The organism is Staphylococcus felis (assembly GCF_003012915.1).
GTDB classification, from domain to species: Bacteria; Bacillota; Bacilli; order Staphylococcales; family Staphylococcaceae; genus Staphylococcus; species Staphylococcus felis.
In genome coordinates this window covers 1,383,340-1,402,581 of sequence record NZ_CP027770.1, presented here as the reverse complement: position 1 = coordinate 1,402,581, position 19,242 = coordinate 1,383,340, and the positions used below count along the sequence as shown (strand labels likewise).

The following is a 19,242-nucleotide window of genomic DNA, read 5'->3' as shown; positions in this document are numbered from 1 at the left end:
CTCGTTATTAGCATCTCTATATTCAAGTTTAATATTTCATTTAAGATTGTGGTTCTGTGTGATCAGGATTAAAGTTTATTTTAAATTTGTTAAATGGCCAGAAACGTAAAGAAACTGTCCCGACAATTTGATCTTCATCGATTAAACCAAACGCTCTACTATCTTTACTTACTTCTCGATTATCCCCTAAAACTAAGTATTTATCATTTGGAATTTTTGCTTCCCCATCACTTCCCGGCAACTCTTGAGAATCAAAATCTCCTGTTATCTTATCATAACTTTTATGTTTTTCATTATAATCTAAATAGGGTTCATCGACTTTTTTTCCATTTAAATACAATTGATCATCTTTGTATTCAACATGGTCTCCTGGTTTGCCAATAATTCGTTTGACATAATCATCTGATTCATTAGCATGAAAAACAATTACGTTTCCATTATCTAAATGTCCAAAAGTTTTGCTCAGCTTATTGACGATAACACGTTCACCATCTTTTAATGTTGGAAACATAGAGTCTCCTTTAACATTATAAGGCTTAATCACAAATGCGTATAATACACCTACAATAAGTATCGCTAAACCTATGGAAATAATCCATTCAACAGTTTCTTTTTTCAATTTTTGACACCTCTAATTTTTAAAGTTTACAGTTGTTTGATTTAAAGGAAAATAACGCAATAACGCACTTCCTATCATATCACGTTTATCAATTAATCCATATCTTCTTGAGTCACCTTCATCCAAACGATGATCATTTAAAACCAAGTATTGGTTAGGTGGTATGATATCACTCTCAACATTGGGAAGCTCACGCGCTGACCATGTTGCTTCATATGCACGATGAATGTATGGCTCATCAACAGGACGATTATCGAGCTCAAGTTGTCCTGATTGGTATGCGACAGACTGACCAGGATCTCCTATAATCCGACCAACACGATACGTTCCATTTTGTTGGAATACAACGACATCACCATGCTCTAACATATTTAATCTTACTTTCAACTTATTGACAATTATTCTGTCACCCATACTCAATGTCGGTGCCATGCTAGATTGACTCACTTGATAAGGAATAACAATAAATAGCACAAGAAAGCATAAAGCGACTATAGCCAAAATCAAAGCTACAAATGATCGAACTATTGTACGCATTGACAAATCCTCACTCACATTAGGTCTTAACAATATGCTTAATCTTATCATAAACTTTATATAAATGTTACTTTTTTACCCATTTTAAATCATAATTTAATTTTAGTGCGTATTAACAGCCTTTATCGCTACTGAAAAATTCGGACTAGCATGTATTTACGCCAGTCCGAATGTCACGACTTATATACTTTGGCTCTCAGTCAAATTGGACTGGTCCATTAAATTAAGGCGTTATGCAATAATGTATTGCTTAACTCCCTTTTCGTTGTGTGATCATAAAGTCTTGAACATTAATGCCTCTTTTAATACGACATAAATCAGTAAAATTGCGTTGGTAAATCATATTTTATAACTTAAGGGTGTGAATAAATATAGCACATTTGATTGATTCCTAAGCCGAGACTTCTGAGGCATCTTGCCGTAACCGAAAATCCATTTTAAGATTGGGTAAGTTCAATCTTAAAATGAGTTGAGGTGAGGCGCCTAGAAAAGCGAGGCTTTATGGAACAATCAAATAAATAAAATTATTTATACACCAGTCCGATTTATTATAGAGCCTAAACTTTTGAATACTCACTACAAACGTGCTTCTAAATCTTTTTTCTTATCTTCAAAGCCCGGTTTCCCTAATAGTGCGAACATATTTTGTTTGTATGCTTCTACACCTGGCTGATTAAATGGATTAACTCCTAATTGATAGCCACTCATCGCTACAGCTAACTCAAAGAAGTATACAAGATAACCGTATGTTTCAGCATCTAATTTTGGCACTGAAATCACTAAGTTAGGTACACCGCCATCAGTATGAGCAAGTAATGTCCCCTCAAAAGCCTTTGAATTGACTTCATCGATTGTTTTACCAGCTAAATAGTTTAAACCATCTAAATCATCGGCATCTTTTTCGATTGTAATTTCATGTTTTGGTGCCTCTACTTTAATCACTGTTTCAAATAAGAAGCGACGTCCCTCTTGTACATATTGTCCTAATGAATGTAAGTCAGTTGTAAAGTTAGCACTTGAAGGGTAGATTCCTTTTAAGTCTTTACCTTCAGATTCACCAAATAATTGTTTCCACCATTCATTGAAATATTGCAGAGACGGTTCGTAGTTAATGAGCATTTCAGTCGTATAGCCTTTGTTATACAATACATTGCGAATAGTTGCATATTGATAAGCGATATTTGTCGATAAATCATCAGTTGAAAGCTCTTCACGCGCTTTTTGTGCACCGCCCATCATTGCTTCAATATCAATACCTGCTACTGCAATTGGCAATAGTCCCACTGCAGTTAACACTGAGAAACGTCCGCCTACATCATCTGGAACTACAAATGACTCATATCCTTCATTCGTTGCCAGTTGTTTTAATGCACCTTTTTCTTTATCTGTTGTAGCAAAAATACGCTGAACAGCTTCTTCTTTTCCATATTTGTCCTCTAATAACTGCTTAAACAAACGAAACGCAACTGCTGGCTCTGTAGTTGTTCCTGATTTCGAAATAACATTTACTGAGTAATCTTTACCATCAAGATAATCAATCAATTCTTGGAGATACGATGATGATAAATGATGTCCAGCAAAGATAATTTCTGGTAAGTCATGCTCTTTTTTAAATGCTGGCGTTAACATTTCAATCGCTGAACGAGCGCCTAAGTATGAACCACCAATTCCAATTACAACAAGGACATCTGAATTTGATTTGATTCGTTGAGCAGCTTCTAATATACGGCTAAACTCTTCTTTATCGTAATCTACAGGTAAATCAATCCATCCTAAAAAGTCACTACCTGCACCAGTCCCGTTATGAATCGTTTGATGTATGTGTTGCACTAAATCTTGTTGTTGGTCGATTTCATGTTGACCCAAAAATTTTAAAGCTTTTTGATAATCTAATTGGATATGTGTCATACACTTTGCCTCCTATTGAATCTGAATTCGCTTTTATTTTACTAACTTCCCCATTTAAATTCAATTAACAGAACCTGAGATGCAAAGAACACACACTTAAAATGTATATTTATTTAACTATTTGCATATTAACTCATTTGTGTTATAGTTTTGCTATCAACAAATTTAATCAGAGGTGAATGTATGATGAAAGAAAAAGTAGTGTTAGCCTATTCAGGTGGGTTAGATACGAGTGTAGCAGTCAAATGGTTAATCGAACAAGGTTATGATGTCATTGCATGCTGTTTAGATGTTGGTGAAGGAAAAGACCTTGATGTCGTTTATCAAAAAGCGCTAGATATGGGGGCAGTTGAATCTCATGTCATCGATGCTACACTAGAATTTTCAGAAGATTATGTAGCTTATGCGATTAAGGCGAATTTAAAATATGAAAATGTGTATCCTCTCGTATCAGCGTTATCTCGTCCTTTAATCTCAAAGAAACTAGTCGAAATTGCTCATCAAACGAATGCTTCAGCCATAGCCCATGGATGTACAGGTAAAGGAAACGATCAAGTTCGCTTTGAGGTCGCAATTAAAGCGTTAGACCCTAATTTGAAAGTTATTGCACCAGTCAGAGAATGGGGATGGAGTCGTGAAGAAGAGATAGATTATGCGGTAAAACATCATATACCTGTTCCGATTGGCAAAGAATCCCCCTACTCAATTGACCAAAATTTATGGGGGCGTAGTAATGAATGTGGTATTTTAGAAGACCCTTATGCAGCACCTCCAAAAGATGCATTTGATCTTACAAACGAATTGGAAGATACACCCGACACGCCAGATGACATTATTTTATCATTTAAAGAAGGTCTTCCAACTCATATTAACCATAAACCCTATGCATTAGATCAATTAATTCTTCACTTAAATGAACTAGCAGGAAAACATGGCATCGGTCGTATTGATCATATTGAAAACAGGCTCGTAGGTATTAAATCAAGAGAAGTATATGAAACTCCAGGTGCTGAAGTCATTATGAAAGCACATCACGGTTTAGAAACGATTACCTTAACAAAAGATGTCGCCCACTTTAAGCCTATTGTGGAAAAGCAACTTGCAGAACAAGTCTATAACGGACTATGGTTTTCACCACTTACAGATGCTTTAAAGTCATTTGTCGATCAAACACAACAATTTGTAACAGGGGATGTTCGTATCCAGCTCTTTAAAGGACATGCCACTGTTAATGGTAGAAAATCAGAATACACATTATACAATGAAAAATTAGCCACTTATACTAAAGAAGATGCATTTAATCAGGAAGCAGCAGTCGGCTTTATCGAGATTTATGGTTTGCCTACTCAAGTTAATGCCATGCGCCATGGGGGTTATGCCGATGAGTAAAAAAGCATGGGGTGGTAGATTTGAAGGTCATCCAGAAGAATGGGTGGATGCATTTAATGCTTCCATCCACTTTGACCAAAACCTATTAGCCGAAGATATTGAAGGTAGTATTGCACATGCCACAATGTTGGCTAATCAGGGGATTATTCGTCAAGATGAATGTGACCACATTATTGAAGGGTTAAAGTCAATCCAAAAAGACTTTCATAATCATCAACTCGTTTTCCAAGAATCTTTAGAAGATATTCACCTCAATATCGAACATGAACTCATTAAACGGATTGGGGCTACTGGCGGAAAATTGCATACTGGACGCAGTCGAAACGATCAAGTAGCAACAGATATGCATCTTTATACTAAAAAAGAGGTCAATGTTATCATTTCTGCAATTGAATCTTTCCAAAAAAGTATCTTACAACTTGCCGAGCATCACATTGATACTATTATGCCAGGCTATACGCATTTACAAAGAGCTCAACCGATCTCTTTCGCTCATCACATTATGACTTATTTTTGGATGTTAGAGCGCGATAAATCCCGTTTTAAAGATGCGTTAAAACGAATTGATATCTCTCCATTAGGCGCAGCCGCATTGAGTGGGACAACTTATCCAATCAACCGTCATGAGACTATGCGTTTATTAGGCTTTAATGACATTTATGAGAATAGTCTAGATGCAGTGAGTGATCGAGATTATATTATTGAAACATTACACAATATTAGCTTATGTATGGTACATTTATCTCGTCTAGCAGAAGAAATCATTTTTTGGTCGTCAGAAGAGGCTCAGTTCATTACATTATCTGATACATTTTCAACAGGTTCATCTATTATGCCTCAGAAAAAGAACCCTGATATGGCAGAACTTATTCGTGGCAAAGTGGGCCGTACGACCGGTCATTTAATGAGTATGCTCGTCACACTGAAGGGATTACCCCTTGCATATAATAAAGATATGCAAGAAGACAAAGAAGGATTGTTTGATGCAGTTCATACATTAAAAGGTTCATTACGTATTTTTAAAGGGATGTTAGATACGATGACTGTGAACACTTCGCGGTTATCATCAACAGTACGAAAAGACTTTTCAAATGCGACAGAGCTTGCTGACTATCTCGTCGGTAAAGGGATTCCATTTAGAGAAGCTCATGAAATTGTTGGAAAGGTCGTACTATGGTCCATTCAAAACAATCTATATCTACTCGACGTGCCTATCGATGTTTATCAGTCGTATCATCCAATGATTGAACACGATATTTACAATTATTTACAGCCTGATGAAGCTGTCAAGCGCAGACAAAGTTATGGGGGAACAAGCCAAAAAGCAGTTTCTCAACAAATCGAGAAAGCACAATCTTTACTTGAACCTTCTTGAATGAATACCCATTTCTAAGGGGATTTTGTCAACGCAATCGAACTTTATTTATCTGATTTATAATCCATTGAACAAAATCACAACAAAACTCCTTTCTAAAAGGCAATGCAAGGCTAGAATATAGCGATCTACCTCTTAGAAAGGAGTTATATATTTAGAAATAAATGACTTACGCCCAACCTCTGTAACGTGCTGCTTCAGCTGTACGCTTAATACCTACAATATACGCAGCAAGTCTCATATCGATTTTACGATTTTGAGATAAGTTATAAATCGTATCAAAGGCTGTTACTAATTTTTCACGTAATTTTTCATTCACTTCATCTTCAGTCCAATAATAACCCGTATTGTTTTGTACCCACTCGAAATAAGATACTGTTACACCACCAGCACTTGCTAATACGTCTGGTACAAGTAACACACCTTTTTCTGTGAGGATTTTTGTTGCTTCTGGTGTTGTAGGGCCGTTTGCCGCTTCAACAACAATTTCAGCTTTAATATCCGCCGCATTATCCGCTGTAATTTGATTAGCGATTGCTGCAGGTACTAAAATGTCACAATCCAGTTCAAATAATTCTTTATTTGAAATCGTATCTTCAAATAAGTTAGTAACCGTTCCAAAACTATCACGACGATCTAATAAATAATCAATATCTAAACCTTCAGGGTCGTGTAATGCACCATAAGCATCTGAAATACCTACAATCTTTGCACCTTCATCATACAAGAATTTTGCTAAGAAACTTCCTGCATTACCGAAACCTTGAATAACGATTCTTGAATCTTTTATTGTTTTACCACGACGTTTGGCCGCTTCCTCAATCGCAATTACAACACCTAAGGCCGTTGAACGATCACGCCCTTGTGAACCACCTAGCACAATTGGCTTACCCGTAATAAATCCTGGAGAGTTAAATTCATCCATTTGACTATACTCATCCATCATCCAAGCCATAATTTGAGAATTTGTAAATACATCTGGTGCAGGAATATCTTTTGTTGGCCCAACGATTTGAGAAATGGCACGTACATAACCGCGTGATAAACGCTCTACCTCATGAATACTCATTTGGCGAGGATCACAAATGATACCGCCTTTACCACCGCCATATGGTAAATCAACAATTCCACATTTTAATGTCATCCACATTGAGAGTGCTTTAACTTCTTCTTCATCAACATCCGGGTGGAAACGCACCCCACCTTTTGTAGGTCCAACAGCGTCATTGTGTTGCGCACGATAACCCGTAAAAGTTTGAACTGTCCCATCATCCATACGCACTGGGATACGAACTGTCAAGAATCTTAACGGTTCTTTAATTAATTCATACATCCCATCATCAAAACCTAATTTATGCATTGCTTCTTTAATAATACCTTGCGTTGACGTCACTAGATTATTTTTTTCAGCCATGATCCATTTCGCCTCTTTTTCATACTTTTGTTTTCGCTTACATTCGTATTGTAACATAAGCTTATCTTTTTTAAAGACCTTTTAGCTCTATGGTTTAAGGATAATATTATGCTTGTGAAAATACTTTTTTCACTTTATCAATCGCATAGTCTAATTCTTCTTTTGTGATGACTAGTGGTGGAGCAAATCGAATAACGGTATCGTGCGTTTCTTTACATAAAATACCTTCTTCTTTTAATTTTTCACAATAAGGTCTTGCATTTTCATTAAGCTCTACCCCAATGAATAACCCTCGGCCACGCACTTCTTTAATAGACGGATGATCAATTTCAAGTAATGCGTTTTTGAAATACTCACCTAACTCTAGTGAACGACCTGGTAAATCTTCGTCAACAATAACGTCTAGTGCTGCAATAGATGCCGCACATGCTAATGGATTTCCTCCAAAAGTAGACCCGTGTGAACCTGGAGTAAATACATCTAAAACTTCTTTATCTGCAAGCACAACCGAAATTGGGAATACACCACCACCTAAAGCCTTTCCTAAAATGTATACATCTGGCTTAACGTCGTCCCAATCTGTTGCAAATAACTTACCTGTACGACCAAGACCTGCTTGAATTTCATCGGCAATAAATAAAACATTATGTTTATCACACAATTCACGTACTTTTTTCAAGTAACCTTCTGGCGGAATATTAATACCTGCTTCACCTTGAATAGGTTCAATTAAGACTGCAGCTGTATTTTCAGTTATCGCAGCCTCTAAAGCTTCAGCATCTCCGAATGGGACGTTTTGGAAACCGTCAAGTAATGGACCATAACCACGTTGGTACTCTTTTTCTGATGATAAAGATACAGGCGCCATCGTACGACCATGGAAATTACCTACCATTGCGACAATCTCCGCTTCATTGGGCTTAATGCCTTTTACATCGTATGCCCAGCGACGTGCAGCCTTCAATGCTGTTTCAACAGCTTCTGCACCTGTATTCATCGGCAATGCTTTTTCTTTGCCAGATAATTTACAGATTTTTTCATACCAAGCACCTAAGTTATCACTATGAAATGCACGTGAAACAAGTGTTACCTTATCGGCTTGATCTTTTAACGCTTGAATGACTTTCGGATGTCTGTGACCTTGGTTAACAGCAGAATAAGCCGCTAACATATCCATGTATTTATGACCTTCTGGATCTTTTACCCATACACCTTCAGCCTCTGAAATAACAATTGGCAGTGGTAAGTAGTTATGCGCACCGTAGTGGTTTGTTAATTCAATAATTTCTTGTGATTGATTAGTCATACTATCTCCCCTTTATTCAATAATTATATTGCCTAGCACATGAAAATAGGGCAAATCAACCATCACAATTCAAAACAAGGTCATCGAATGTGATTGATTTGAATGCGCTGTATATGATTTACCCTACAGTCGTTAAAAGGTCACACAATAGAATAAATTAATATCTATTTTAAATCATTTCTGTTGAATACGTTTAATTCCTATAATATTGACGATTATTATAAGTGCTCAGAAACAGAGCGACCTTGCATATGAAGAACTAAGTAATCCGGACCACCCGCTTTAGAGTCTGTTCCTGACATTTTGAAGCCTCCAAACGGTTGATAGCCTACTACAGCTCCCGTACATCCACGGTTGAAATATAAGTTACCTACCATAAAGTCTCGACGTGCTTGTTCTAATTTCATACGGTTATTAGAAATAACGCCACCTGTTAAACCATATTCAGTATCATTCGCAACTTGGATTGCTTCATCAAAGTCTTTCACTTTTGTGAAACCGACAACCGGGCCAAAGATTTCTTCTTGCATAATACGAGAGTTTGGATCTAAGTCCGCAAAAATAGTTGGATGTACAAAGTTTCCAGTTTCTTCGTCTGTATTACCACCTGTCACAAGACGACCTTCTTCTTTACCAATTTCAATATATTTTTTAATTTTATCTAATGATTTTTGATCAATAACTGGACCTACGTATGTGTCAGGTTCTGCTGCATCGCCCACTTTGATTTTTTCCGTTTCTGTTTTAACACGTTCAATCAATTCATCATAAATATCTTGATGTGCAATAACTCGTGAACATGCAGAACATTTTTGTCCAGAGAATCCAAATGCAGAATACACGATAGCATCCGTCGCAATTTGTAAATCTGCTTCATTATCTACAACAATTGCATCTTTACCACCCATTTCAGCAATAACACGTTTAATGTGATTTTGACCTTCTTGGATAACGGCAGCTTTTTGAATGATTTCTTTACCTACATTCTTTGATCCTGTAAATGAAATTAACCCAACATCTTTATTTTCAACAAGGAAGTCCCCAATTTCACTAGATGAACCTGGTATCCAGTTCACTACCCCTTTAGGTAAACCTGCTTCCTCTAAAACTTCCATAAATTTATACGAAATAATAGGCGTGTTTGATGATGGCTTTAATAGTACTGTGTTCCCTGTAACTAATGGCGCAGATGTTGTACCCGCCATAATCGCATAAGCGAAATTCCATGGTGAAATAACAACACTTACACCGACTGGTAAGTAATCAAATTGATTGTACTCACCTGGACGACTATTCACATGCTTACCATCTTTTAACTCTAACATTTGACGTCCATAATATTCCATAAAATCAATTGCTTCTGCTGTATCAGCGTCTGCTTCTTTCCATGGTTTACCGCCTTCTTTAGAAAGTAAAGCAGAAAATTCATGCTTACGTTTACGTGTTAACTCAGCAGCACGGAATAAAATGTTTGCTCGTACTTTTGGATCTACATTTCTCCATGTTTTAAATGCTTCTTTAGCTGCTTCTAATGCTTTTTCAGCATGCTCTCTTGAAGCTTTTGAAACATAACCAATTGTCTCTTCACGATTAGATGGGTTATACACACGCGTTTTATCATCTGTATATATGCGCTCCCCACCAATAATTAATGGATACTCTTGGCCTAACTCGCTTTCAACTTTTTCTAAAGCACGGAAATAGGCTTCTTTGTTCTCCTTTTTCGTAAAATCAGTAAATGGTTCATGTCTATATGGAATCATTCAAAAATCCTCCCTTGTTTAAATTGAATAACGCTTATATTTATCATGCCATATTTGTCATAATGTTGTAAAAGATTTCAATGCTTTTTGACAGAATAATCACAAATTTCATGATGAATTAATCAGATAGCAAGACTTTACTATTATTAGTGATTGAGCTATCTATTTAAAGCGCTTTCATTTACTAGCATTATAGCCTTAATTCCCTTAGTTTGGCAACCCATGAATCTGTAATCAGTATAACTATTTTTCATTATTTATCAATTTATTCTTTAAACACATTCTTGATACCGTTTTGTAATTTAACGATAACTTGCCTAGCTCTTCCCGGTTAGACCATTTTGATTCAGCTTAAAAAATAAACCTCACTTCAAAAGTTTCAGAAAAAATTCTGTCAATATTTGGCTGTATAGTTAGGATAATTCGTTAAGGTATGCTATGATGATATTGTTAAAATCAAATCAATAAGGGGTTATGAATGTTGAAGAAACAATATTTTGTTGGTCAACATATTAAAGTGCGTGTGACTGGTATTCAACCCTACGGCGCTTTCGTCGAGACCCCTGACAATACTGAAGGACTTATCCATATCTCTGAGGTTATGGATGATTATGTACATAATTTAAAAAAGCTTTTATCACCTGGACAAACTGTAAAAGCAAAAATCATTTCGATTGATGAAAATGGTAAGCTCAACTTATCTTTAAAAGACAACGACTACTTTAAAAATTATGAACGTAAAAAGGAAAAACGTTCAGTATTGGACGAAATTAATGAAAATGAAGTATATGGGTTTCAAACGTTAAAAGAACGATTGCCATATTGGGTGAAACAGTCAAGAAAACGGATGAAATATGAGTCAGAATAGCGCAATGAATGAACCAACTCAACGCTGATATGTGTTGAGTTGGTTCATTTTGTAGTTTGTATCAAAGAGGATACACCATTAAAACCTTACTTTTGCTACACCGCTTCAATAAAACTAATGACCTATCATCCAAGGGCGTGATACATTTTGTTTTTGCTGTGTTCGAGGCTGTAAATCTTTACCTTTAACAATTCTAGGGTCTTGCCCTCTTTCGATTCTTTTTTTAACCTGTTGATCTAATTGATAAGTTTGAAAAGCTTGGAATTCACGCGAAGCCATTTGAGAGCATGTAGGACATTGGACTGTTTGATGTTGCGCTGACATGCGCTGTCTTATCGTAAATGTGCCGCACGATGCACATGTATATGAATAGTTTGGCATTTTTATTCATCTTCTTTCATATTAGGCAATACACCTGCCTGAAATATTTCTCTAGGTATGGCAATAGTACAACAGGCATTCGGTATATCAACAATTCCCGCAACTGTCCCTTGAACAGGTGCAGAACCGAGTAGCATATATGCTTGTTCTCCGGTAAAACCACGTGTTTTTAAAAATTCAATGGCATTTAAGCAAGCATTTCTATACGCAGTGTTAGCGTCTAAATAAGCTTGCTTTCCAGAAAATTCATTGACTGAGATACCTTCAAATACGATATAATCTGAGTAATTCGGTAAAACAGGACTTGGATTGAATGCTGGGTTCTTTTTAATCTGGTACTTTTCCATACCGCCTTTAATCACACTCACTCTTAAATCAATCCACCCCGGCATTTCAATACCACCACAAAATGTAATTTCACCATCTCCTTGAGAAAAGTGAATATCACCCACTGATAACTTGGCACCTTCTACATAGACTGGGAAATATATTCTCGACCCTTTTGATAAGTTTTTAATGTCACAGTTGCCTCCATTTTCTCTTGGCGGTACTGTACGCGCCCCTTCTTTAGCAACTCGATCAAAGTCTTTCCCTTTTAAAGTTCCTAAAACAACAGCATCTTCATTGGGTAAGTTTGCTAGTGGTGGCTCACGATTTGGATCTGTGTCAACAAGCGCTTTCTCCCTTTTATTCCACTCTTTAAGCATCTCGTATGACGGCGCAACACCAATTAATCCAGGGTGAATCACACCTGCAAATTCAACACCTGGCACATGTCGACTTGTTGCATAAATTCCATTAAAATCCCATATTGACTTTTGAGCATTAGGATAATGGTCAACTAAAAAGCTGCCGCCATTTGTTTTATCAAAAATACCATTAAATACCCATTCGTGCTCCGAAAAAGCACCAATATCTAAAATATCAACAACTAATAAATCACCTGGTTCTACACCATTAACGTAGACCGGTCCACTTAATACATGAACACGATTGAGATTCACGTATTTAATATCACTAGGGTCATCATTGTTAGAAATTTGTCCATCCGTCCAGTCTAAACACTCCATCCGAAACGATTCGCCGGGATTCACTGAAAAAGCTGCTGGAATATCTGGATGCCATCGATTATGTCCTGGGTGCGCTTGTTCGTCCATTTTTTTATTTAAATCAACGCTAAATAATTTTTTTGGCATAAGTGTCCCCTCCTCAATCACTTTATTCATGACAGAATATTCTGTCACTTATATTATGAATACCCCATATAGAATATAACGACACACTTTTAGTTGTTTTTTATTCTTGAATAACTGGGTTCCTTCACACATAGCTGTTTCAATTAACAAAACCTTAATCGGCTCTCTGGTAACACTAAAAAATCACAAAAAAGATTAAGACATTATAATCTTTTTGCTCAATGACTCATATCGATAGACATTAAGCGAAGACTTCTTGCCTCAATCCAATTTGTGATTTAAAAAATTTATTTGCTTGTCGCTCAATATTTGTTTTATTGAGGTTAATATAACCATTCATGCAATTTTAAAAAGCAAATGACTCCATTATAAGTCACACGCCATTTGTAACTGTAATGCTTTTTGAGCTTGTTCTAAGCAAATGTCGTAAGGAATCAATGTTTCAAAAGAAAAATGAAAAATATTTTGAAACGCTTTTGCGATAGCATGAGCCTCTCCGTATTGATGCACAGCGTCCATCATTTCATAGACTTCAGCATCTCCTAGAGTTGGATCATCAAAATTCATAGGGTTCCACGTTGATAATTGTTGATATAAACGTATATTTAAATCATTATTTGACATGTCTCGCCTCTTTGAATTCTATTTTATGACTCGATGTCGATTGATTCAATGACTACATCATACACCGGTTTATCTTGTGCCCCTACTTTAACATTTGCAATATCTTCTAGCGTTTCTTCCCCTTCAATCAGCTGACCAAATACAGTATGCTTTTGATCAAGCCATGGCGTGCCACCTTTTTCACGATAAGCTTCCGCGATTTCTTTAGGCCAGCCGCCATCTTCTAGTTGGTCTGCCATTTGTGATGGAATATCTTTCATTTGTACAATAAAAAACTGTGATCCATTTGTACCTGGACCTGCATTGGCCATCGATAATGCACCGTATAAATTAAATGCATTCATTGAAAACTCATCTTCAAATGGTTGACCGTATATACTTTCACCACCCATACCGGTAGCTGTAGGGTCACCACCTTGAATCATAAAATCATTGATAACACGGTGAAACGTTACACCATTATAATATCCCTTTTTAGAAAGCGCTACGAAGTTTTCGACTGTTTTAGGTGCAATCTCTGGAAATAACTTTAACGTCATATCCCCTTTATTCGTATGCATTACAGCTTTAATTTCATTTTCTTGAATTTCTTTTGTCAATTGTGGATAGTTTGTCATTTTAATACTCCATTCGTGATAAACTTAATGATAAGACTATTTTAACATATTTATGAAAGGATGGAATGAACATGCTCTATCGTTTTGCACATAAAACTGGCGTATACGTTGTTGAGATTGTTGAAAATACCGCTGATCAAGCTTTAGTCAAAGTGCTACAAGTGATTAAGCACCCTAAACAAGGTGATTTACATCACCCAAATGAAGTCGAAGGTGTCTTTTTTCATGAACGAAAAGCTCTAAGTCTATATGAAAAACGCTATACATCCAAAAATCGTTTAAAACCTTTTGAAGGACAGCCTAAAGAATATACAGAATCTTTACAGGATGCTATAAGTGATTTAGAAACAAAATTGCGCGAGGATAATACCCTTTATGCACAAGCATCTTTAAATTGTTTAAACGCTTTAAAAAGAGATTATGAACGTCAATATAAAATAAATTTTAGCTGAATTTAGACGCTTTTCTACTTATTTAATAAGCGCCTATTTTTAACACCAATCATTGCAGTTCCTTGTTTTTCAGAACATTCATATTCATGTATAATAATACTATCGCAGTTTTAAAAAGGAGGACAATATATGAGTTGGTTGCATTTAGCGGTATTGTTACCGTTAATATTCTCCATACTGATACCAACACTTTACCGCTTCTATAAGCGAATACATCTCGGTTGGTTTGTATTACCAATCCCAGTTGTATTATTTATATACTTTTTATCGTATATCAAACTCACTATGTCCGGACATTATACAGAACAATCCGTCTCGTGGATGCCACAAATTGGTATGAACTTTGACGTTTATGTAGATGGACTCGGGTTATTATTTGCTTTGTTAATTACAGGTATCGGGAGTTTAGTTGTTTTATATTCAATTAGTTACTTAAATCAAGAAGAACAATTAGGTCATTTTTACTGTTATTTACTGATTTTTATGAGTGCAATGTTAGGCGTTGTCCTTTCAGACAATTTACTTATACTCTATTTATTTTGGGAACTGACATCATTTTCAAGCTTTTTACTTATTTCATTTTGGCGTCATAAAGAAAAATCACTTTATGGTGCGATGAAATCGATGATGATTACGGTATTAGGTGGATTATCTTTACTTGGTGGCTTCATTTTATTATATATTGCGACAGGCAGTTGGCGTATTCGTGAAATAATAAGCCAAGTTGACTTAATCCAAACATCTCCAATATTTATATTAGCCATGATATTCGTTATTATAGGTGCGATGACAAAGTCTGCACAATTCCCATTTTATATATGGTTACCTGATGCAATGGAAGCCCCTACACCAGTTAGTGCGTATCTCCATTCTGCAACCATGGTCAAAGCAGGAATTTATTTAGTTGCACGTTTAACGCCTATTTTTGCAATTTCAGAAGGTTGGATTTGGACAGTGGCGCTTTTTGGATTGATTACCTTATTTTGGGGATCTTTCAATGCCACAAAGCAGCTTGATTTGAAGGGAATATTAGCATTTTCAACTGTTTCACAACTCGGTATGATTATGTCAATGCTTGGAATTGGCGCTGTAAGCTATCATTTTGAAGGCTCAGAAAGTCAATTATACGTTGCGGCATATACTGCTGCTATATTTCACTTGATTAATCATGCTTCGTTTAAAGGTGCCTTATTTATGATTACAGGCGCTGTCGATCATGCTACAGGAACTAGAGATATAAAAAAATTAGGTGGCTTGATGACAATCATGCCGATCTCATTTACATTATCGATTATTACAGCTTTAAGTATGGCAGGAGTACCACCTTTTAATGGATTCCTATCTAAAGAAGCTTTTCTAGAGTCTGTTATTGAGGTCACGCATGCACATATTTTTAGTTTGAATACACTTGGTATTTTATTTCCAATCTTAGGCATCGTAGGTAGTATTTTTACCTTTGTCTATTCACTCAAATTTATTTACGAAATCTTTTTAGGTGACTATCAACCAGATGTACTTCCAAACAAAGCGCATGAAGCATCTGCTTTAATGAATATTTCACCTATCATTCTATCATTACTCGTGATAGTGATTGGTTTATTTCCAAGTCTTGTTGCAGCACCGTTAGTTACACCTGCTGCACGCGCTATCGCGAACTCAAATAGTATACATGCTGAATTTCATTTATGGCACGGCATTACACCTGCATTATTATCAACAATAGCTATTTACATTATAGGTACTCTTTTATTCTTTACCTCAAAACATTGGGTGGGGGCTTTAAGAAAAATGCCAGAGTATCTCACATTAAACTATTGGTATAATCAAACAGGTCGTTATTCACCTTATTACGCTACTCAAATTACAAGAACTTATATGACTGGATATAATCGTAATAACTTAGTCATTATCTTCTTTACAATGATATTGCTGACATTTGTGACGTTACTATTTGCACCATTTTCGATTAATCTTGAAAATGTATCACCTGTTCGTACTTATGAAGCCATATCAGTGATCACGATATCGATTGCGGCAGTGATGATTGTTTTTGCACGTTCAAGACTGTTTAGCATTATTATGTTAAGTGCTGTTGGTTATTCTATGGCAATATTCTTTATTTTCTTTAATGCACCTGATTTGGCATTGACACAATTTGTAGTTGAAACTATCTCAACAGCGTTATTTTTACTTTGCTTCTATCACTTGCCTAACATTAGTCGATACAACGAAAGTGTTAAAGATAAGATTGGAAACATTGTTATCTCAGTTGGGGTTGGGTTGGTTGTCATTGCTTTAGGTCTAATTGCATATGGAAACCGTCATTTTACTTCAATTAGTGAATTCTATAAAAAACATGTCTATGACTTAGCAGAAGGTAAAAATATGGTTAATGTGATTCTCGTTGATTTCCGTGGTACAGATACGCTTTTTGAATCGGCAGTACTTGGCATTGCAGGAATGGGAATCTACACATTAATTAAACTACGTGCTAAGCATAAAAACGGCTATGAAAGGGTTGAGAAGATTGAACAGACAGAAAAATGATTTAATTGCACAGTATTCGTCACTCATTATCTTTTTCTTAATTATGATGTTTGGCTTCTCACTATTTCTAGCTGGACATTATACACCTGGTGGCGGATTTATTGGTGGTTTACTCGTATCAAGTGCACTTGTCATTATTGCAGTAGCATTTGACGTCAAAACATTAAATAAGGTCTTCCCGTGGGATTTTAAAAAGTTGATTGCACTTGGATTGTCATTTTGTATTCTTTCACCGATGTTAAGTTGGTTTTATCATAAAAACTTTTTTACACATACATCTTTTGACATTCCTATCCCATTGTTAAAACCGATGCATTTGCATACTGCTGTCATATTCGATACGGGTGTTTTATTCGTTGTTATCGGCACAGTACTGACAATTATTTTAACGATTGGAGAGAATAAATAATGGAAATTTTATTAATTATAGTTTGTGGTATTCTCACATCCATTAGCGTCTATCTTATTCTATCCAAAAGTTTAATACGAATTATTATCGGTACCACTTTATTATCTCATGCTGCCAACTTGTTTTTATTAACAATGGGTGGTTTAAAAAATGGAAATGTACCCATATATGAAAAAGGCGTATCCGATTACGTCGACCCTATACCTCAAGCATTGATTTTAACAGCAATTGTAATCTCATTTGCTGTTACGGCATTCTTTTTAGTACTGGCTTTTAGAAGCTATAAAGAACTGGGAACAGATAATGTCGAGCGAATGAAAGGAGTGCCGCAAGATGATGATGAATGAAAACTTAATAATTATGGTACTCGTTGTACCGGTCATCACAGCAATCTTATTAATTTTTAGTGGTTTGCGCCCTTTCATTAAACGTTTTATCGCGTTAACTGGTGCACTTATTACGCTGCTTTTTGCACTGATTAATTTATATAACGTTTGGCAAATCGGGCACCCTATCACATTAGAATTAGGATCTTGGGACGCACCATATGGTATTGTTTTCGTACTAGATTTGTTCAGCGCTTTGCTTGTAACAACTAGTGTCATCATTACAATATTGATTATGCTTTTCTCATATCAATCCATTGGGTTACATCGCGAAACATATTACTACTATTTCACTGTCATGTTTATGTTAACAGGGATTAATGGTGCTTTTATCACGGGAGATATCTTTAACTTATTCGTATTTTTCGAAGTATTTCTCATGTCATCATATGGTTTGATGGTCATTGGTGGTACAAAAATACAACTACAAGAAAGTGTTAAATACTTACTTGTTAACGTTGTTTCATCAGCATTCTTTGTCATAGCTGTCGGTATACTTTACTCTGTGGTTGGTACATTGAATATGGCTGATATTAGTCAAAAGTTAAATCAGCTCTCTGGAGAACATCCAGGTCTACTCAGCGTTGTTTTTGTATTATTTATCTTTGTATTTGCTACTAAAGCAGGTGCCTTTCCAATGTATGTTTGGTTGCCTGGTGCTTATTATGCGCCACCATTTGCCATTATTGCATTTTTCGGGGCTCTTTTAACTAAAGTCGGTGTCTATGCGATTGCACGCACGATGAGTTTATTTTTCCACGATACATTAACGTTTTCGCATTACACTATTTTAGCACTCGCATTGTTAACAATTATATTCGGGTGTGTCGGTGCTGTAGGGTATAGAGATACTAAGCGTATTATCCTTTACAATATTATGATTGCAGTTGGTGTGATTTTAGTCGGCGTTGCTATGATGAATGAGGCCGGCATCGTGGGTGCCATATTTTATACGCTTCACGATATGTTGATAAAAGCCGCTTTATTCTTCTTAATTGGCATTATGTACAAAATTACTAAAACGACAGATATTCGTCAATTCGGTGGATTAATTCATCATTATCCTATCCTTGGATGGACATTCTTTATTGCTGCACTGAGCTTAGCAGGTATTCCACCATTAAGTGGCTTTTACGGTAAACTTTATATCGTTCAAGCAGCTTTTGAACAAGGATTTTATGCAAGTGGTATTATCGTATTATTATCAAGTTTAGTCGTCTTATATTCAGTCATGAACATTTTCCTTAAAGGATTTTTTGGTAAAAGTTACGGCTATTTCTATAATCCACGACTTCATCATAGAGGATTATTAGCTGTTAGTATTTTATCAGTCATTATTTCTGTAGCATTCGGTATAGGCGCTGGACAACTCTATCCTATTATCGAAGAAGCTGCAAAATCATTCTATCAACCTGATTCATATATCCAAAGCGTATTGGGGGTGAAGTAAT

18 protein-coding genes are annotated in these 19,242 nt (G+C 36.0%); 8 read left to right on the top strand and 10 right to left on the bottom strand.

Annotation, left to right across the window (positions count from 1 at the left end):
• Positions 1 to 40: 40 nt before the first annotated feature.
• From lepB (C7J90_RS06580) to C7J90_RS06570, 3 genes are all read right to left on the bottom strand, one after another.
• Positions 41 to 619, bottom strand: coding sequence for a signal peptidase I (gene lepB / locus C7J90_RS06580; protein ID WP_103210514.1), 579 nt, complete (start codon positions 617 to 619; stop codon positions 41 to 43).
• 12 nt (positions 620 to 631) lie between these two features.
• Positions 632 to 1,156, bottom strand: a complete 525-nt coding sequence (lepB, locus tag C7J90_RS06575) for a signal peptidase I (protein WP_103210512.1) — start codon at positions 1,154 to 1,156, stop codon at positions 632 to 634.
• Between the two features lie 576 nt (positions 1,157 to 1,732).
• Positions 1,733 to 3,064, bottom strand: coding sequence for a glucose-6-phosphate isomerase (locus C7J90_RS06570; RefSeq protein ID WP_103210511.1), 1,332 nt, complete (start codon positions 3,062 to 3,064; stop codon positions 1,733 to 1,735).
• 186 nt (positions 3,065 to 3,250) lie between these two features.
• On the opposite strand from C7J90_RS06570, the gene C7J90_RS06565 reads away from it, so the two are divergent.
• Both C7J90_RS06565 and argH read left to right on the top strand, forming a co-directional pair.
• Entirely contained in the window at positions 3,251 to 4,453 is a 1,203-nt protein-coding gene (locus tag C7J90_RS06565) for an argininosuccinate synthase (protein WP_103210509.1), read from the top strand.
• Positions 4,446 to 5,828, top strand: a complete 1,383-nt coding sequence (gene argH, locus C7J90_RS06560) for an argininosuccinate lyase (protein ID WP_103210508.1) — start codon at positions 4,446 to 4,448, stop codon at positions 5,826 to 5,828. The genes C7J90_RS06565 and argH overlap by 8 nt, the downstream gene beginning before the upstream one ends.
• Positions 5,829 to 5,997: 169 nt before the next feature.
• Here argH and C7J90_RS06555 read toward each other — a convergent pair whose 3' ends face one another.
• The 3 genes from C7J90_RS06555 to pruA form a co-directional block, all read right to left on the bottom strand.
• Positions 5,998 to 7,242: a Glu/Leu/Phe/Val family dehydrogenase gene (locus C7J90_RS06555; protein WP_103210506.1), complete on the bottom strand. Its 1,245-nt coding sequence runs from the start codon at positions 7,240 to 7,242 to the stop codon at positions 5,998 to 6,000.
• A 106-nt stretch (positions 7,243 to 7,348) separates the two neighbouring features.
• Complete coding sequence (locus C7J90_RS06550) at positions 7,349 to 8,548, bottom strand: ornithine--oxo-acid transaminase (RefSeq protein ID WP_103210504.1); 1,200 nt, start codon at positions 8,546 to 8,548, stop codon at positions 7,349 to 7,351.
• A gap of 218 nt (positions 8,549 to 8,766) precedes the next feature.
• The gene (gene pruA / locus C7J90_RS06545) at positions 8,767 to 10,311 is read right to left on the bottom strand and encodes an L-glutamate gamma-semialdehyde dehydrogenase (protein ID WP_103210503.1); all 1,545 of its coding nucleotides are present in this window, start codon (positions 10,309 to 10,311) and stop codon (positions 8,767 to 8,769) included.
• A 478-nt stretch (positions 10,312 to 10,789) separates the two neighbouring features.
• Here pruA and ygs point away from each other — a divergent pair, with 478 nt between their 5' ends.
• A complete protein-coding gene (ygs, locus tag C7J90_RS06540) occupies positions 10,790 to 11,179 on the top strand; it encodes a S1 domain-containing post-transcriptional regulator Ygs (RefSeq protein WP_103210501.1) in 390 nt (129 codons plus the stop codon).
• Between the two features lie 114 nt (positions 11,180 to 11,293).
• Here ygs and C7J90_RS06535 read toward each other — a convergent pair whose 3' ends face one another.
• The 4 genes from C7J90_RS06535 to C7J90_RS06520 all read right to left on the bottom strand — a co-directional run bounded on the left by C7J90_RS06535 (position 11,294) and on the right by C7J90_RS06520 (position 13,997).
• Complete coding sequence (locus C7J90_RS06535; RefSeq protein WP_103210500.1) at positions 11,294 to 11,560, bottom strand: FmdB family zinc ribbon protein; 267 nt, start codon at positions 11,558 to 11,560, stop codon at positions 11,294 to 11,296.
• A 2-nt stretch (positions 11,561 to 11,562) separates the two neighbouring features.
• Positions 11,563 to 12,756: a formamidase gene (gene fmdA, locus C7J90_RS06530; protein WP_103210498.1), complete on the bottom strand. Its 1,194-nt coding sequence runs from the start codon at positions 12,754 to 12,756 to the stop codon at positions 11,563 to 11,565.
• Positions 12,757 to 13,122: 366 nt separating this feature from the next.
• Positions 13,123 to 13,380, bottom strand: coding sequence for a DUF1871 family protein (locus tag C7J90_RS06525; protein ID WP_103210497.1), 258 nt, complete (start codon positions 13,378 to 13,380; stop codon positions 13,123 to 13,125).
• 23 nt (positions 13,381 to 13,403) lie between these two features.
• A complete protein-coding gene (locus C7J90_RS06520; protein ID WP_103210495.1) occupies positions 13,404 to 13,997 on the bottom strand; it encodes a peptidylprolyl isomerase in 594 nt (197 codons plus the stop codon).
• Positions 13,998 to 14,068: 71 nt separating this feature from the next.
• Here C7J90_RS06520 and kapB point away from each other — a divergent pair, with 71 nt between their 5' ends.
• The 5 genes from kapB to C7J90_RS06495 all read left to right on the top strand — a co-directional run bounded on the left by kapB (position 14,069) and on the right by C7J90_RS06495 (position 19,241).
• Complete coding sequence (gene kapB / locus C7J90_RS06515) at positions 14,069 to 14,449, top strand: sporulation phosphorelay system protein KapB (RefSeq protein ID WP_103210493.1); 381 nt, start codon at positions 14,069 to 14,071, stop codon at positions 14,447 to 14,449.
• A 129-nt stretch (positions 14,450 to 14,578) separates the two neighbouring features.
• A complete protein-coding gene (locus C7J90_RS06510; protein WP_103210491.1) occupies positions 14,579 to 16,996 on the top strand; it encodes a Na+/H+ antiporter subunit A in 2,418 nt (805 codons plus the stop codon).
• Entirely contained in the window at positions 16,959 to 17,405 is a 447-nt protein-coding gene (locus tag C7J90_RS06505) for a Na(+)/H(+) antiporter subunit B (RefSeq protein WP_103210489.1), read from the top strand. Before C7J90_RS06510 ends, C7J90_RS06505 begins: the two co-directional genes overlap by 38 nt.
• Positions 17,405 to 17,752: a Na+/H+ antiporter Mnh1 subunit C gene (gene mnhC1 / locus C7J90_RS06500; RefSeq protein WP_103210487.1), complete on the top strand. Its 348-nt coding sequence runs from the start codon at positions 17,405 to 17,407 to the stop codon at positions 17,750 to 17,752. Before C7J90_RS06505 ends, mnhC1 begins: the two co-directional genes overlap by 1 nt.
• A complete protein-coding gene (locus C7J90_RS06495; RefSeq protein WP_103210557.1) occupies positions 17,742 to 19,241 on the top strand; it encodes a Na+/H+ antiporter subunit D in 1,500 nt (499 codons plus the stop codon). The genes mnhC1 and C7J90_RS06495 overlap by 11 nt, the downstream gene beginning before the upstream one ends.
• Position 19,242 lies beyond the last annotated feature (1 nt).

Coding starts and splice junctions, on each gene's coding strand:
- argH (WP_103210508.1), top strand. CDS start 4,446: ATGAGTAAAAAAGCATGGGGTGGTAGATTTGAAGGTCATCCAGAAGAA.
- C7J90_RS06570 (WP_103210511.1), bottom strand. CDS start 3,064: ATGACACATATCCAATTAGATTATCAAAAAGCTTTAAAATTTTTGGGT.
- C7J90_RS06555 (WP_103210506.1), bottom strand. CDS start 7,242: ATGGCTGAAAAAAATAATCTAGTGACGTCAACGCAAGGTATTATTAAA.
- C7J90_RS06505 (WP_103210489.1), top strand. CDS start 16,959: ATGAAAGGGTTGAGAAGATTGAACAGACAGAAAAATGATTTAATTGCA.
- C7J90_RS06525 (WP_103210497.1), bottom strand. CDS start 13,380: ATGTCAAATAATGATTTAAATATACGTTTATATCAACAATTATCAACG.
- C7J90_RS06495 (WP_103210557.1), top strand. CDS start 17,742: ATGATGAATGAAAACTTAATAATTATGGTACTCGTTGTACCGGTCATC.
- C7J90_RS06520 (WP_103210495.1), bottom strand. CDS start 13,997: ATGACAAACTATCCACAATTGACAAAAGAAATTCAAGAAAATGAAATT.
- lepB (WP_103210512.1), bottom strand. CDS start 1,156: ATGCGTACAATAGTTCGATCATTTGTAGCTTTGATTTTGGCTATAGTC.
- C7J90_RS06510 (WP_103210491.1), top strand. CDS start 14,579: ATGAGTTGGTTGCATTTAGCGGTATTGTTACCGTTAATATTCTCCATA.
- mnhC1 (WP_103210487.1), top strand. CDS start 17,405: ATGGAAATTTTATTAATTATAGTTTGTGGTATTCTCACATCCATTAGC.
- pruA (WP_103210503.1), bottom strand. CDS start 10,311: ATGATTCCATATAGACATGAACCATTTACTGATTTTACGAAAAAGGAG.
- kapB (WP_103210493.1), top strand. CDS start 14,069: ATGCTCTATCGTTTTGCACATAAAACTGGCGTATACGTTGTTGAGATT.
- C7J90_RS06550 (WP_103210504.1), bottom strand. CDS start 8,548: ATGACTAATCAATCACAAGAAATTATTGAATTAACAAACCACTACGGT.
- ygs (WP_103210501.1), top strand. CDS start 10,790: ATGTTGAAGAAACAATATTTTGTTGGTCAACATATTAAAGTGCGTGTG.
- C7J90_RS06565 (WP_103210509.1), top strand. CDS start 3,251: ATGAAAGAAAAAGTAGTGTTAGCCTATTCAGGTGGGTTAGATACGAGT.
- C7J90_RS06535 (WP_103210500.1), bottom strand. CDS start 11,560: ATGCCAAACTATTCATATACATGTGCATCGTGCGGCACATTTACGATA.
- fmdA (WP_103210498.1), bottom strand. CDS start 12,756: ATGCCAAAAAAATTATTTAGCGTTGATTTAAATAAAAAAATGGACGAA.